Source organism: Microvirga yunnanensis, assembly GCF_025460875.1.
On the sequence record NZ_JAMXFI010000075.1, the window covers coordinates 22,984 to 38,177 of the forward strand.

Sequence of the window (15,194 nt, forward strand, 5' to 3'; positions counted from 1 at the left end):
AGGCGAGCCGCTCTGCCATGATCTGACAAGAGCGCCGGCAAGAGCGCCGGCCCGCCGGTCACAGGTGCCTAATCGATATCCTCGACCTCCGCGTCGCCGCCATAGACGCGCTGGGCGAGCGAGGCTTCCATGAAGGGATCGAGGTCGCCGTCGAGCACGTCCTGCGGGCTCGTCGACTGGGTGCCCGTGCGCAGGTCCTTCACCATCTGGTAGGGCTGCAGCACGTAGGATCGGATCTGGTGGCCCCAGCCGATATCCGTCTTGGCCGCGGCCTCGGCGTTGGCCTTCTCCTCGCGCTTCTTCAGCTCGGCCTCGTAGAGACGCGCGCGCAGCATGTTCCAGGCCGTCGCCCGGTTCTTGTGCTGGGAGCGCTCCTGCTGGCAGGCCACGACGATGCCGCTCGGAATGTGCGTGATGCGCACCGCCGAGTCCGTGGTGTTCACGTGCTGGCCGCCGGCGCCCGAGGAGCGGAACGTGTCGATCCGGCAGTCGGATTCCTTGATCTCGATGTTGATGCGGTCGTCCACCACCGGATAGACCCACACGGACGCGAAGCTCGTGTGGCGGCGGGCGTTCGAATCGTAGGGCGAGATGCGCACCAGGCGGTGCACGCCGGATTCGGTCTTGAGCCAGCCATAGGCGTTGTGGCCCTTGATCAGGAGCGTGGCGCTCTTGATGCCGGCCTCTTCGCCGTCGGTGATCTCGAGGAGCTCGACCTTGTACTTCCGGCGCTCGGCCCAGCGGGCATACATGCGCTGGAGCATGTTGGCCCAGTCCTGGCTTTCCGTGCCGCCGGCGCCGGAATGGACTTCCACATACGTGTCATTCGCATCGGCCTCTCCCGAGAGCAGGGTCTCGACCTGGCGGCGCGCTGCCTCCGCCTGGAGGTTACGGATGGTCTCCTCGCCTTCCCGGATCGTGGCTTCGTCCTCCTCGGCCTCGCCGAGCTCGATCAGCGTGATGGCATCCTCGAGCTCCTGCTCGAGGCGCTTCACGGCCGCGATCTGGTCCTCGAGGGACGTGCGCTCGCGCATGATCTTCTGCGCGGCGTCCGCATCGTTCCAGAGGTTGGGGTCCTCGGCCTGGGCGTTCAGTTCCGCGAGGCGTCGCTGGGCAGTATCCCAGTCAAAGATGCCTCCTCAGCAGCCCGACTGACTGCTTGGTCTCTTCTACGAGATGTTGGATTTCGGCGCGCATCTTCTCTTCGCTGTCCGTCTCTTCTGATAGGGGCGTCTTAAGGGGAGCGCCGCCGGGTGTCAAAGGAACTTCCCCACACGGCAAGGGATTGCTCCGCGACCGGAAAACCGGCCGGGAGCAATCCGTTCTCGCTCGGTGGAGGGCCGCTTCCATATGGTGGCCAAGCGGCTCAGTGCAACGGCTCAGTACAACGGCTCAGTACAATCCGCTGGGGCCCGCGCCCGCCTGCCTGGGCGCTCCCGGAGGAGGCGCGGGCGCATATTCGGCCTGCGGAACCTCGTCAGGCTCCGGCGGCACGTATTCCGGCGGCGACTGGCCGGGCTTGAAGGCCTCGAGGATCGTCCCGCCGCCCTCGCCGCCCGCGCGGGTGCCGGTGGCGGCGTTGACGCGGATCAGCTTGATGCCGGGAGGAACGCGGAACGGCGTCGCCGGCTTGTCCTTGAGCGCCAGCTGCATGAAGTCGCGGAAGACCGGGGCGGCGTACTGGCCCGCCGTCGCCGCATTGCCGAGGGATTTGGGCTGGTCGTAGCCGAGGAACACGCCGACGGCGAGGTCGGGCGAGAAGCCGACGAACCACACGTCCTTGGCGTCATTGGTGGTGCCCGTCTTTCCGGCGAGCGGCTTGCCGACCGCCTTGACCGTCTGGGCCGTGCCGCGCTGGACCACGCCTTCGAGGATCGAGGTGATCTGGTAGGCGGTCAGCGGGTCGAGGACCTGCTCCCGGGTGTCGGTCAGCTTGGGCGCCGCGCCGCCGTCCCACTTGTCCGCATCGCAGCTGGTGCATTTGCGGTCGTCGTGGCGGTAGATGGTCCGGCCGTTGCGATCCTGGATCTGGTCGATCAGGGTCGGCTTGATGCGGCGGCCGCCATTGGCGAACATGGAATAGGCCGCCGTCATGCGCATGACCGTGGTCTCGCCGGCGCCGAGCGACATGGAGAGCAGCGGCAGCAGGTCGTCATAGACCCCGAAGCGACGGGCATATTCCGAGATGGCCGGCATGCCGACCTCGTTGGCGAGGCGCACCGTCATGAGGTTCTTGGAATGCTCGACGCCATAGCGCAGGGTGCGCAGACCGCCCGACTTCCCGTCGTAGTTCGAGGGCGCCCAGGCCGCCTGCCCGGGCCCCATATCGAGCACGAAGGGCGAATCCATGATCTGGTTCGAGGGCGTGTAGCCGTTGTCGAGGGCCGTCGCATAGACGATCGGCTTGAACGAGGAGCCCGGCTGGCGCATGGCCTGAATGGCCCGGTTGAACTCGCTCTGGTCGTAGGAGAAGCCGCCCACCATGGCGTGGACGCGGCCCGTGTTGGGATCCATGGCCACGATGGCGCCCGAGATCTCGGGGATCTGGCGCAGGCGGAACTGGCCCGGCTTGTCGGAGAGCGGCTCCACATAGACCACGTCGCCCACCGAGACGGCCCGCTCGACGGGCCGGCGGGTCCATTTGGCGCCATCGGCCGTCACGAGGCCGGTCTCGCGGTCCTTGCCGACCTGACCGGAGGACTCGCGCTTGGGCTGAAGGCCGATCTTGGCCCGGCCTCCAGCCACCTCCAGCACGACGGCGAGGCGCCAGGGCTGAACGTCGCCCAGGGCCGGCACCTCGGCCAGCGCCAGACCCCACTCGCGGCCCGCGAGATCGATCTTCTGATGCGCGCCGCGCCATCCGCGCGCCTCGTCGAAGCGCACGAGACCGTCGACCAGGGCCTTGCGGGCCATGGCCTGCATCTTGGGATCGAGGGTGGACCGGATCAGCAGGCCGCCCTCGTAGAGGGTCTCCTCGCCATAGCGCTCGGCGATGTCGCGGCGCACGCCCTCGGCGAAGTAGCCCGAAGCGATGCTGTTCGGGGAGACCACCCGCGGCTTGACGTTGAGCGGTTCCTTCTGGGCCTCGTCGGCGGCCTCCTTCGAGATGTACCCGTTGGCGGCCATGCGCTCGATCACCCAGTTCCGGCGCTCGATGGCGGCCTTGCGCTGGCGGAACGGATGATAGTTGTTAGGCCCCTTGGGAAGCGCCGCGATATAGGCGGCCTCGGCGATGGTCAGCTCGTGGATGGACTTGCCGAAATAGTCGAGCGCGGCCGCCGCGACCCCGTGCAGGTTGCGCCCGGGGGTCAGGGTGCCCAGGAAGATCTCGTTGAGGTAGAGCTCGAGGATCTTGTCCTTGGAGAAGGTGGATTCCATCCGCAGAGCGATCAGCGCCTCGCGGATCTTGCGCTCGTAGCTGCGCTCATTGCCCACGAGGAAGTTCTTGGCGACCTGCTGGGTGATGGTGGACGCGCCCTGCTCCCGGGCCCCGCCGGACCGCAAATTGACCACGACCGCGCGCACCAAGCCCTCGGGATCGATGCCCACATGCTTGTAGAAATTCTTGTCCTCGGCCGAGAGGAACGCCCCAATCACGACCTTGGGCATAGCCTGGATCGGCACGTAGAGACGGCGCTCGCGGGCATATTCGGCGATCAGGCTGCCGTCCGCCGCATGGATGCGGGTCATGACGGGCGGCTCGTAGTTGGCGAGCTGGGCGTGATCCGGCAGATCCTTCGAATAGAACCAGAACCCATAGGCCAGCCCGACGGCGCCGATCAGGAAGAAGATCGCTCCAACGCTGAAGAGAAAGCCGAAAAATCGTAGGACGAAGCGCATCCGAAGGTGTTCCATGACGGCGCCGGTGGCGCCCGTTTAAGCAGATCTTGAAACGCGCATTCTCGTTACCCGATGAATCGCGCCCCCGCTACGGGTATGCACACTCTATCTATGGTAAAACTGCGGCAGAGCCCCTGCGGGCGAATCGCGCGGCGAAAAAGCGGTCGACCGCGACCGACATGGCGGAGACCATCTTGGCGCGCCAATCCTCGGACATCAGCATGTCCAGGTCCTTCTGGCTCGACAGGTAGCCGAGCTCGACCAGGACGGACGGAACGTCGTGCGCCCGCAGCACCTGGAAGCGGGCCTGCCGGTGAGGGTTCTTGTTGAGGCGCGCCACCGAGTCGAACTCGCCCACGAGGCGGCTGGCGAAGCTGTGGGAGAAGCCGCGCGTCTCCCTCAGGGTGAGCTCCATCAGGATGTCCGAGACATCGTCCGGCATCTCGCCCGATTCGACGCCGGCCACCGCGTCCGCCTTGTTTTCGCGATCGGCCAGCCGGGCGGAATCGGCATCGGAGGCCCGTTCCGACCCGGTATAGACCGTCAGCCCCCTCACCTCCTGGCCGCCGGAGATCGAATCCGCGTGAACGGAGATGAACAGGTCGGCCTGGGCGGCCCGCGCGGCGCGGACCCGGTCCCCGAGGGACACGAACACGTCCTGATCGCGGGTCATGACGATCTTGTAGCGTCCGCTCTCCTCGAGCTTCTTCCTCAGCCGCTGGGCGAAGGACAGCACGAGGTCCTTCTCCACCACGTTGCCGGAGGAGGCGTTCGCCCCCGGATCGATACCGCCGTGACCGGCATCGATCACGATGACAGGCCGCGAATCCTTGGTCTCCGGGGCGACGGGCGCGGCGGAGGCCTCTCTGGTCACGGCAGAGCTTTCGAGCACCGCCTTGCGGAATTCCTCCCGCTCGGCGCGGGAGAGCTCGATCGTCAGGATGGTCGCCGCACCCGTGGAATCGGGCGCGGTGGTCATCCCTGAGACCACGGCGGGCTGGGTGAGCTCCATCACCACCCGGGAGCGACCCGGAGCAAAGAGACCGTAGCGGTACGACGCAATCAGCCCTTCCTTGCCGCGTCCGGACTCCTGGGGCAGGTGGAAGGCGACCTCCGGCAGATCGACGATGACCCGGTCCGGACGCTCCATCAGGGAGACCTGGGCGGTCACCGCCTTCGACAGGGTTACCTTGAACCGGGTCTTCGCGCCGTCCGACTCGACCGCGACCGCAGCCGCGATGGCCGGAGAAGCGACCTTCCCTCCTTCCGCGGCGGCGCGGGCATGGCCACCCCCTCCGGCCATGCAGGCCAGCATGAGGCACATGCCGATCAGGCGAATGAGGGGATGACGGGCCATCGTGATTGCTGCGAGTTCTCGCGTTCTTCCTATACTGATAGTCGGCCTTTGGTTAACGGAACCTCACGTCGCACGGACGTTTACTGAGATAGTGTTGCGTTCATAGCACAGTCACGCGGGATCTTGCCAAATGCCCCAATCGCTCTGTAATGATCTTGATCCCGTCCGGCATGGCCGAATCTGACGGCGGATCCGGAGGAGACGGTTGTGTTGACCGATCCTCCAGGAGACCCGTCACCCTCGACAGGCTCACGGACAGGACCAAATGGCGACGCTTGTCGCCACTCGCCGATGGCCGGTTTCCGGCTCATCGATATCTACGAAAGGGCCGTGTTGAATGGTTGCGCACGCGAAGTCAGGTCTGACCTTCGTTTCTGCACCGTTCGAATCGCGCGTCTCATCCCGCGCACGCCCGACCTCCACCCTTTCCGGCCACGAGCCGGCCCAATTCAACCCAGTATGCGCCCCAACGCGGCGCATGATGGCGATCGACAGCACTCCGAACGCAATCTCAGCCCGCCGCCCTCACCTGCGGCGTGCCCACCCGCCCACAATGCGGCCCCTGCCTCAGGTCCTGCCCTCGATCGCCATGTCGAGAGTTCAACATGGCAAACAAGATGCTCATCGATGCCTCCCACCCGGAAGAAACCCGGGTCGTGGTGGTGCGCGGCCAGAAGGTCGAAGAGTTCGACTTCGAATCCGCTAACCGGAAGCAGCTGCGCGGGAATATCTATCTCGCCAAGGTCACCCGGGTCGAACCGTCGCTCCAGGCGGCCTTCGTGGAATACGGCGGAAACCGCCACGGGTTCCTCGCATTCAGCGAAATCCACCCCGATTATTACCAGATCCCCGTCGCCGACCGTCAGGCGCTGCTCGAGGCCGAGGCCGAAGCCCAGCGCGAGGAGGAGCACGAAGAGGAGCGCCGCAGCAACCGCCGCCGCCGGCGTTCCTCGCAGCGGCGTGCCGAGTCCGACGAGACCGTGGTCTCCACCGAGGCCGAGGCCGGCACGGAGTCCGGGATCGCGGCACTCTCTCCGGGCGAAGACGCGGAGAACGGCGAAACCTTGAGCGCAGACGGCGCAGCCGCCGCCGGTGGGACCGAATCCCCGGCCGCCTCGACCGACGGCGCCACCCCCGATGAAGGCGCCGCCGAGGATGCGATCCAGGCGGTCGAAGGATCGGCCGCGATCGTTGCTCCCGAGGGAGCCGAGCAGGACGACACGGCGCGCGGCTCCGAAGCCGCGAACGAGGACGACACCTCCGCGACGGAAGCCCGGCAGCCCGAAGGGGACGAGGACGGCGAAGAGGACGACGAGGACGAAGACGATCAGGACGTGGAAGAGCACGAGATCGTCGAGCAGCTCGGCGGCGACGACGCCATCGAGGATCTTCCGCAGCGCCGGCGCGCGCCGCGCAAGCAGTACAAGATCCAGGAAGTCATCAAGCGCCGCCAGATCCTGCTGGTCCAGGTCGTCAAGGAGGAGCGCGGCAACAAGGGCGCGGCCCTGACCACCTACCTGTCGCTCGCCGGACGCTACTCGGTTCTCATGCCCAATACGGGCCGGGGCGGCGGCATCTCCCGCAAGATCACCAATGCGGCGGACCGCAAGCGCCTGAAGGAAATCGCCCAGGAGCTGGAGGTGCCCGAGGGAATGGGCATCATCCTGCGCACGGCCGGCGCCTCGCGCACCAAGCCCGAGATCAAGCGCGACTACGAATATCTCATGCGCCTCTGGGAGAGCGTGCGCGAGCTGACCCTCAAGTCGGCCGCTCCCTCCCTGGTCTATGAGGAAGGCTCCCTCATCAAGCGGGCCATCCGCGACCTCTACAACAAGGACATCGACGACGTTCTCGTGGCCGGCGAAGACGGCTATCGCGAGGCCAAGGACTTCATGCGGATGCTCATGCCGAGCCATTCGAAGCTGGTCCAGCCCTATCGCGATCCGCAGCCGCTCTTCGCGAAGTTCGGCGTCGAGGCCCAGCTCGACGCCATGTTCTCGAACGTGGTCACGCTGAAATCGGGCGGCTACCTCGTGATCAACCCAACCGAGGCCCTCGTGTCCATCGACGTGAACTCGGGCCGTTCGACCCGCGAGCACAACATCGAGGACACGGCGCTGCGCACCAACCTCGAAGCCGCCGAGGAAATCGCCCGCCAGCTCCGGCTACGCGACCTCGCGGGCCTCGTGGTGATCGACTTCATCGACATGGAGGAGAAGCGGAACAACCGCGCCGTCGAGAAGAAGCTCAACGAGTGCCTGAAGAACGACCGCGCCCGCATCCAGGTCGGACGCATCTCGCCCTTCGGCCTCCTGGAAATGTCGCGCCAGCGCATCCGCACCGGGGTGCTGGAATCCTCCTCGATCCCCTGCCCGCACTGCGCCGGCACCGGCTTCGTGCGCTCGACCCCGTCGGTGGCCCTGCAGGTGCTGCGTTCGATCGAGGAAACCCTCATCAAGAATTCCAGCTACAACCTCGTCGTCCGCACCCGGATGGAGGCGGCGTTCTACATCCTGAACCAGAAGCGCATCCACCTGCGCGACCTGGAGACCCGCTTCGGCGTCGCGATCTCGATCGTGGCGGACGACAGCCTCCACGGCACGACCACCTATGCCATCGAGCGCGGCGAACCCGCCCTCAAGCTGGAGCACAAGGCGGCCGCCACCGGCATCCAGATCGACGCCATCGCCATCGATGAGCCCGTCGAGGAGGTCGAGGTGGAGGTCGAGGCCGACGACGAGAGCGTCGAGGAAGCGCAGGGCATGGACGAGCGCGGCGAGGAAGGCGAAGGCGGCGGTCGCCGCCGCCGCCGTCGGCGCCGCCGTCGCGGCCGCGACCGGGAGACCTTCGCGGGCGAATCCCAGGCCGAGGACGCCGGCGAGACCGAGGACGAATCCGACGAGGAGGAGACCGAGGTCGAGGCCTCCGGCGACGGAGCGGCTCCGGTCGAGGCGGGCGAGGCCAACGAGGCCGGCGAGGCCGACGACGATACCCGCGGCGGGCGCCGCCGTCGCCGGGGCCGTCGCGGCGGCCGGGGACGCGGCCGGGACGAAACGGTCGAGTTCGCCATGGAGGAGGGCTTCGTGGCCGCCGACGAGGCGCAGGCCGCACCGGCTGCCGAGGAGCCTTCTCAGGAAACCGCCGAGCAAGCCGCCCCTGCCGAGACCGGCACCGCGGCGCCGGCGGAAGAGCCCCGTCCTGTCACCGAGAGCGAACCGATCGTCGCCGCGCCCCATCCCGTGGCCGAGGCTCCGGTTCCGCCGCCCGCCCCGGTCGCTCCCGAACCGGAGCCGGTCGCGGTCGTCCTGACCCCGGAAGATCCCAACCGGCCCAAGCGCGCCGGCTGGTGGTCCAAGGCCAAATCGGTCCTCAGCGGATCGTAAGGTTCACATGAAAATGCCCGGCGCGAGCCGGGCATTTTCGCTTGAGAGCGCCATCATCACACCATGGGTGCAGGGCTTCCTCATTCCCTCCTGTGGCGGAGCAACGAGGGCAAGGTCGGAAAATTGAATCGTCATGCCTAACGAATCTTGGCGGCGCAGGCCCCACCATCTCGTCACCGACCTTGTGCCGGTGATCCCAATCCGAATGGCGCTGAGCCTCACCGCATCGAGATGGCCGGGACGAGCCCGGCCATGACGGAAAGGTCTCACCCGATTGCACCGTCTCACCCCTGCCCCCACTAAAGCATCGGACCCAAAAGTGGACTTGCACTTTTGGGATCCATCCGATGCATTCTTCTTGAATGAGAGCATCGGTCGGAACGGACCCAGCGGGCCGCGCCAGCGAAAACCGGATCCACTTTTCCGTCCGATGCTCTAGGGAAATGGCGGCGGGCCCGGCGCTTCCGAGACTACCGCAGCCAGCCCCTCAGCCGGGCCACGGTCTCGCGGCAGTCTGTCTCCGAGCCTGCGAACGAGAACCGCAGGTAGTGGGAACCCTCGATTGGATCGAAGTCGAGGCCCGGGGTCGCGGCGACGCCCGCCTCCTCCAGCATGCGCCTGGAGAAGCCGATGGAATCGTTGGTGAAGCGGGCGATGTCGGCGTAGATGTAGAAGGCACCGTCCACCGGGTGCATCTCCGTGATACCGACCTTGGGCAGCTCCTCGAGCAGATAGGCCCGGTTGCGGGCGTAGCCGGCCTTCACGGCCTCGAGTTCCTCCGCCGCGTCGAAGGCGGCGAGCGCCGCCACCTGGGACAGGTAGGGGGGCGAGATGTAGAGGTTCTGGGCCAGACGCTCGATCGGGCGCACCAGACGGTCGGGCACCACGATCCAGCCGATGCGCCAGCCGGTCATGCAATAGTATTTCGAGAACGAGTTGATCACCACCGCATCGTCGTCGGACGCGAGCGCTGTCGAGGCGGCCTCGCCGTAAGTGAGCCCATGGTAGATCTCGTCCGACACGAACCACAGGCCCAGGCGGCGGCAGGTCTCGCCCAGTCCCGCCAGGGCCCGGCGGCCGATCATGGTGCCCGAGGGATTGGCCGGGCTCATGGCCAGGATCCCGTGGAGGGGCTTCTCCGCATGGGCCTTCTCGACCGCTTCGGCGGTCATGATCCAGCCGTCCGCCTTGGCGAGCGGGATCGTCACCGGCTCGATGCCCAGCGCCTCCAGGATGTTGCGATAGGCCGGATAGCCCGGCGCCGTGATCGCCACGCGCTGGCCCGGGTCGAACAGGCTCAGGAACGCCAACACGAACCCGGCCGAGGAGCCGGTGGTCACCACGACGCGCTCGGGCGCGACGCTCACCCCGTAGGCGTCGCGGTAATGGCGGGCGATCCGCTCCCGCAGGGCCGCGATGCCCAGCGCCTCCGTGTAGCCGATCCGGCCGAGATCGAGGGCGGCCTTGGCCGCCTCCCGGGCCGCGCGGGGCGCAGGCGCGGACGGCTGTCCCACCTCCATGTGGATCACGCTGTCCCCGCGGCGCTCCTTGGCGGCGGCCGCGCTCAGCACGTCCATGGCCAGAAAGGAGGCGACGCGGTCCATGCGGCGCGCGATGAGGGGCGAGTGGAGATCGGCGGGTGATTTGGTCATGGGAAGGCTCGTATCCCGTCGGACGGGCGGTCTCAAGACGGTTCTTCCATAGACGGTTCTTCCATATCTCGGGCGCTCTGTCCCGTGATGGCCGGCGCAAGCGAGGTGATCACGGGGAGGCACCGAGGCTCGGCAATACGAACCCGTGATTTGACGTCACAGGGCCGAAGCCGCTAACTCGCGGGTGAACACCGAGTCTCAACTCCGCCTCGAACCGTTGCTAGTCTCAGAGGCATCGACGACTCCCGCAAAGGACCGCATATGCGCTTTTCGCTTCTCACCATCGGCCGGACCGCAGCCCTGCTCGGCGCTCTGGCGATCGCTCCCGCCGCGATGGCGCAGGGCCCGGCCTTCAACGAGCAGCAGAAGCAGGCCATCGGCGAGATCGTGAAGGACTACCTCCTGAAGAACCCGGAGGTGCTGACCGAGGTCATCGCCGAGCTCGAGAAGCGCCAGGCGGAAGCCCAGCAGGTCGCCCAGGCCAGCGCCGTGAAGGAGACCAAGCAGTCGCTCCTGAACGCCTCGCACTCCTATATCGTCGGCAATCCCTCGGGGGACATCACCCTGGTGGAGTTCTTCGACTACAATTGCGGCTACTGCAAGAAGGCCCTGTCCGACGTCCAGACCCTCATGAAGAGCGACCCGAAGCTGCGCGTCGTCCTGAAGGATTTCCCGGTTCTCGGGCCCGATTCCGTCGAGGCCAGCCGGGTCGCCCTGGCGGTCAAGAACCAGCTCCAGGGTCAGAAGCTGTTCGATTACCACGTCAAGGTCCTGGAAAGCCGCGGCCGGGTGAACGGGGAGCGCGCCATGGCGGTCGCCAAGGAGATGGGCGTCGACATGGCCCGCCTCCAGAAGGACGTGGAAAGCTCCGAGGTTCGCACCGCGCTCCAGGAGAACATGGCCCTCGGCGACAAGCTCAGCCTGACCGGAACTCCGGCCTTCATCGTCGGCGAGACGGTGATCCCCGGGGCCGTCGGCCTGGAGCCCCTGAAGCAGCTCGTGGACAATGTCCGCCAGTGCGGCAAGGCGAACTGCGGGTAGTCTCGCCCCCAACGTCATCACCGGCCTTGTGCCGCTGATCCCGACGAGAAGCGCCGCGCCTTTCCGGATCGGGATGGCCGGGACAGGCCCGGCCATGACGTGGAGGGTGACGGAACGGCCGTCGGAGGCCCGGAAAAGCCCGGCCCTGACGGAGGATAGCGCCTCCTCTGCCGGCCGGTCGGCCCCGAGCGGCTCCTCCTCCAGTTACGGAATGCGCGCCTAGCTTGGGAAAGCCTTGGTTTTCCCCTTCCCCCCTGCCCGCCTTTTGGATAAGAGGGCGTTTCGGCTCCGCCTCGCGGGGCACCAGGAACGCTCCTTTAGCGATGACCACCGTCTTCGTCCTCAACGGACCCAATCTCAACCTGCTCGGCCGCAGAGAGCCGCAAGTCTATGGCAGCACGACGCTGCAGGACATCGAGAAGCTCGTGCGCGAGAAGGCGGAGGCTCTGGGGATGTCGGTCACGTTCCGCCAGTCGAACCACGAGGGACATCTGGTCGACTGGATCCAGGAGGCGGGCGCTCAGGGAGCCGGCATCGTCATCAATGCCGGTGCCTATACCCACACCTCGATCGCGCTCCGCGACGCCATATCGGGCAGCGGCGCTCCGACGGTCGAGATCCACATTTCGAATGTTCATGCTCGCGAAGGCTTTCGCCATCGCTCGCTCATCGCGCCCGTCTCCGTCGGGGTGATCTGCGGTTTCGGGCCCAAGAGCTACGTGCTCGGCCTGGAAGCGGTTCACCAGGTGATGGCCGAGCGGGCCCGTCAGGCGAAGTCGTCCCAGCATTAGTTCCTCAGGAAGTAGAGGTAAGCCCCATGGCCAAGGAAAACCCTTTCGATCCCGATCTCGTCCGTGAACTGGCGAATCTGATCGCCGATACGGATCTCAGCGAGATCGAAGTGGAGAAGGGCGACCTGCGCATCCGCGTGGCCCGTATGGTGACCGTTCCGGTCGCGGCTCCCGCCGCGCTCGCCCCTGCGCCGGTCGTGGCGCCGCCGCCGGCCGCCGCCTCGACGGACGCTGCCGCGAAGCCGGGCGCGCCCCATCCGGGCGCCGTGCTCTCGCCCATGGTGGGCACCGCCTACCGCAAGCCGTCGCCGGACGCGAAGGCCTTCGTCGAGGTCGGCTCCAAGGTCCAGGCCGGCGACAAGGTTCTGCTTGTGGAGGCCATGAAGACCTTCAACGAGATCGTGGCCCCCCGCTCCGGCACCGTGACGGCCATCTTTGTCGAAGACGGAACTCCTGTTGAATACGGCGAACCCCTCCTCGTCATCGAGTAAGGCGCGACATGTTCGATAAGATCCTCATTGCCAATCGCGGCGAGATCGCCCTGCGCATCCTGCGCGCGGCGAAAGAGCTCGGCATTGCCACCGTGGCGGTGCATTCCACCGCCGACGCGGATGCCATGCACGTGCGCCTCGCCGACGAGAGCGTCTGCATCGGCCCGCCGGCCGCCCGCGACAGCTATCTCAACATTCCGGCCCTGATCGCCGCCTGCGAGATCACCGGCGCCGACGCCATCCACCCGGGCTACGGCTTCCTGTCCGAGAACGCCCGCTTCGCCGAGGTGCTGGAACACCACCGCATCGCGTTCATCGGCCCCAAGGCGGAGCATATCCGCATCATGGGCGACAAGATCGAGGCCAAGCGCACCGCCAAGCGCCTCGGCATCCCGTGCGTGCCGGGCTCCGAGGGCGGCATCAACGACGAGGACGAAGCCAAGAAGGTCGCCAAGGACATCGGATACCCGGTGATCATCAAGGCGGCGGCCGGCGGCGGCGGGCGCGGCATGAAGGTGGCGCGCAACGAGGACGACCTGGTCCACGCCTTCCAGACCGCCCGGACGGAGGCCAAGGCGGCGTTCGGCGACGACGCGGTCTATATCGAGAAGTACCTCGAGAAGCCGCGCCACATCGAGATCCAGGTCCTGGGCGACGGCCGGGGCAACGCCATCCATCTGGGCGAGCGCGACTGCTCCCTGCAGCGCCGCCACCAGAAGGTCTGGGAGGAAGGTCCCTCCCCGGCGCTGAACGTCGAGATGCGCGAGCGCATCGGCGGCGTCGTGGCCAAGGCCATGCAGGACCTGCAATATGCGGGCGCCGGCACGATCGAGTTCCTCTACGAGGACGGGGAGTTCTATTTCATCGAGATGAACACCCGCATCCAGGTGGAGCACCCGGTCACGGAGATGATCACCGGAATCGACCTGGTCAACGAGCAGATCCGGGTCGCGGCCGGGCATCCGCTCTCGGTGCGCCAGGAGGACATCCACATCGAGGGCCACGCCATCGAATGCCGGGTGAACGCCGAGCATCCCTCGACCTTCCGCCCCTCGCCCGGCACGATCAGCTACTTCCATCCGCCGGGAGGCCTGGGCGTGCGCGTCGACTCGGCCGCCTACCAGGGCTACCGCATCCCTCCCCATTACGATTCCCTCGTGGGCAAGCTCATCGTTCATGGCCGCACCCGCAACGAGTGCCTCATGCGCCTGCGGCGCGCCCTCGACGAGTTCGTGGTCGACGGGATCGACACCACCCTGCCCCTGTTCCGGACCCTCGTGCGCAACCCGGACATCCAGAACGGCCAGTACGACATCCACTGGCTGGAGAACTTCCTGAAGACGGGCGGCCTGGGCGAAACCGAGTAGCCTTGTAATACAATAACGGGATCTCTAATCTGATTTTATCGGAACTGGGGCCCCGCATTCTCCGAAGCGAGGCCATGGAAGACCATGCCTCGCTTTCTTCATGTGGGCTGCGGCCGCAAGCGCAAGCATCAGACGGTCAGGGCACTTGCCGAAGCCGCGTGGGATGAGGTGACGCTCGACATCGACGAGAGCGTCCGGCCGGATATCGTCGACAAGCTGCCCGACCTGTCCCAGGTCGCCTCCGACAGTTTCGACGCCGTCTACTCGGCGCACAACATCGAGCACCTCTATCCGCATGATGTCCCGGTGGCGCTGGAGGCTATGCGACGTGTCCTCAAACAGGACGGCTTCGTCATCCTGACCTGTCCCGACCTTCAGACGATCGGCGAGAGATTGGCCGCGGGAGATCTCGAGACCGCGCTCTACAAGAGCCGGAGCGGCCCGGTCTCGCCTCTCGACATGCTCTACGGCTTCAGGCCCTCGATGAGGCGGGGCAATCTCTACATGGCCCATCACACGGGTTTCACGCTGAAAACCCTCGCGGCAGCCTGCACCGAGGCCGGCTTCGCGAAGTTTCTGGGGCTCCGCCGTCCTAGTACTACAGCCGGGTTTGTGCGTTGACTTAGACACGGAGGTGTCGCGCCATGACGCACGCAAGCGAGGCCCACCGCTGGGCCGATCAGTTGGACGAACTCTGCACCCGGATTGCTCCCCGCTTCAGCCGCATCGAACCGCGCCGCCGCGCCCGGGCCTACTTGCAGGGTCTGCTCTCACCTTTGGAGCGTAAGAACGGCTGGCACCTGGCGGAAGCCGCCGGCGATGCCAGCCCCGACGGCGTGCAGGACTTCCTCGCCCGCATGCACTGGGATGCCGAGGCGGTGCGCGATGACCTGCAGGCCTATGTGGTCGAGCATCTCGGCGATCCGGACGCCGTGCTGGTGCTCGACGAAACCGGCTTCGTGAAGAAGGGCGACAAGTCGGCCGGCGTCAAACGCCAATACTCCGGCACCGCCGGGCGCATTGAGAATTCTCAGATCGGGGTGTTTCTCGCCTATGCCAGCCGGCACGGCCATGCGCTGATCGACCGGGCGCTCTACCTGCCGGACACCTGGGCTTTCGATGCGGCAAGGCGCGCAGAAGCGGGCGTGCCGGAGGAGGTCCGCTTCACCACCAAGCCGAAGCTCGGCCAGGCCATGCTCAAGCGGGCGTTTGCCGCGGGCGTGCCGTGCCGGTGGGTGGTGGGCGACTGCCTCTATGGCGCTGACCATCAGA

At 66.6% G+C, this 15,194-nt stretch carries 11 protein-coding genes; 7 read left to right on the top strand and 4 right to left on the bottom strand.

The genetic code is table 11. The features are described 5' to 3' along the window. Window positions 1-68 precede the first annotated feature (68 nt). From prfB to NF876_RS28500, 3 genes are all read right to left on the bottom strand, one after another. A protein-coding gene (gene prfB / locus NF876_RS28490; protein WP_262271723.1) for a peptide chain release factor 2 occupies window positions 69-1,197 on the bottom strand; the annotation gives its coding sequence in 2 pieces (ribosomal slippage) (window positions 69-1,127 and window positions 1,129-1,197; 1,128 coding nt in all). Window positions 1,198-1,392: 195 nt separating this feature from the next. Next, window positions 1,393-3,840, bottom strand: a complete 2,448-nt coding sequence (locus tag NF876_RS28495; protein ID WP_262271735.1) for a penicillin-binding protein 1A — start codon at window positions 3,838-3,840, stop codon at window positions 1,393-1,395. 109 nt (window positions 3,841-3,949) lie between these two features. Then, the gene (locus NF876_RS28500; protein WP_262271724.1) at window positions 3,950-5,197 is read right to left on the bottom strand and encodes an N-acetylmuramoyl-L-alanine amidase; all 1,248 of its coding nucleotides are present in this window, start codon (window positions 5,195-5,197) and stop codon (window positions 3,950-3,952) included. A gap of 605 nt (window positions 5,198-5,802) precedes the next feature. Here NF876_RS28500 and NF876_RS28505 point away from each other — a divergent pair. Further along, window positions 5,803-8,580: an Rne/Rng family ribonuclease gene (locus NF876_RS28505; protein ID WP_262271725.1), complete on the top strand. Its 2,778-nt coding sequence runs from the start codon at window positions 5,803-5,805 to the stop codon at window positions 8,578-8,580. A gap of 470 nt (window positions 8,581-9,050) precedes the next feature. Here the strand turns inward: NF876_RS28505 and NF876_RS28510 are convergent, their stop codons facing one another. After that, the gene (locus tag NF876_RS28510; RefSeq protein ID WP_262271726.1) at window positions 9,051-10,232 is read right to left on the bottom strand and encodes a pyridoxal phosphate-dependent aminotransferase; all 1,182 of its coding nucleotides are present in this window, start codon (window positions 10,230-10,232) and stop codon (window positions 9,051-9,053) included. Between the two features lie 261 nt (window positions 10,233-10,493). On the opposite strand from NF876_RS28510, the gene NF876_RS28515 reads away from it, so the two are divergent. The 6 genes from NF876_RS28515 to NF876_RS28540 form a co-directional block, all read left to right on the top strand. Next, the gene (locus tag NF876_RS28515; RefSeq protein ID WP_262271727.1) at window positions 10,494-11,273 is read left to right on the top strand and encodes a DsbA family protein; all 780 of its coding nucleotides are present in this window, start codon (window positions 10,494-10,496) and stop codon (window positions 11,271-11,273) included. 323 nt (window positions 11,274-11,596) lie between these two features. Then, window positions 11,597-12,064 (top strand): type II 3-dehydroquinate dehydratase, encoded by a 468-nt coding sequence (gene aroQ / locus NF876_RS28520; RefSeq protein WP_262271728.1) that lies wholly within the window; start codon window positions 11,597-11,599, stop codon window positions 12,062-12,064. A gap of 26 nt (window positions 12,065-12,090) precedes the next feature. Beyond that, window positions 12,091-12,555, top strand: coding sequence for an acetyl-CoA carboxylase biotin carboxyl carrier protein (gene accB / locus NF876_RS28525; protein WP_262271729.1), 465 nt, complete (start codon window positions 12,091-12,093; stop codon window positions 12,553-12,555). A gap of 8 nt (window positions 12,556-12,563) precedes the next feature. Next, entirely contained in the window at window positions 12,564-13,922 is a 1,359-nt protein-coding gene (accC, locus tag NF876_RS28530) for an acetyl-CoA carboxylase biotin carboxylase subunit (RefSeq protein ID WP_262271730.1), read from the top strand. 84 nt (window positions 13,923-14,006) lie between these two features. Beyond that, entirely contained in the window at window positions 14,007-14,543 is a 537-nt protein-coding gene (locus NF876_RS28535; RefSeq protein ID WP_262271731.1) for a class I SAM-dependent methyltransferase, read from the top strand. A gap of 23 nt (window positions 14,544-14,566) precedes the next feature. Next, a partial coding sequence (locus tag NF876_RS28540; RefSeq protein WP_262271732.1) for an IS701 family transposase occupies window positions 14,567-15,194 on the top strand: 628 nt, incomplete at its 3' end.

What these genes read in the sequence shown, in the direction of transcription:
- NF876_RS28495 (WP_262271735.1), bottom strand. Translation starts at nt 3,840, where the DNA reads ATGCGCTTCGTCCTACGATTTTTCGGCTTTCTCTTCAGCGTTGGAGCG.
- NF876_RS28500 (WP_262271724.1), bottom strand. Translation starts at nt 5,197, where the DNA reads ATGGCCCGTCATCCCCTCATTCGCCTGATCGGCATGTGCCTCATGCTG.
- NF876_RS28505 (WP_262271725.1), top strand. Translation starts at nt 5,803, where the DNA reads ATGGCAAACAAGATGCTCATCGATGCCTCCCACCCGGAAGAAACCCGG.
- NF876_RS28510 (WP_262271726.1), bottom strand. Translation starts at nt 10,232, where the DNA reads ATGACCAAATCACCCGCCGATCTCCACTCGCCCCTCATCGCGCGCCGC.
- NF876_RS28515 (WP_262271727.1), top strand. Translation starts at nt 10,494, where the DNA reads ATGCGCTTTTCGCTTCTCACCATCGGCCGGACCGCAGCCCTGCTCGGC.
- aroQ (WP_262271728.1), top strand. Translation starts at nt 11,597, where the DNA reads ATGACCACCGTCTTCGTCCTCAACGGACCCAATCTCAACCTGCTCGGC.
- accB (WP_262271729.1), top strand. Translation starts at nt 12,091, where the DNA reads ATGGCCAAGGAAAACCCTTTCGATCCCGATCTCGTCCGTGAACTGGCG.
- accC (WP_262271730.1), top strand. Translation starts at nt 12,564, where the DNA reads ATGTTCGATAAGATCCTCATTGCCAATCGCGGCGAGATCGCCCTGCGC.
- NF876_RS28535 (WP_262271731.1), top strand. Translation starts at nt 14,007, where the DNA reads ATGCCTCGCTTTCTTCATGTGGGCTGCGGCCGCAAGCGCAAGCATCAG.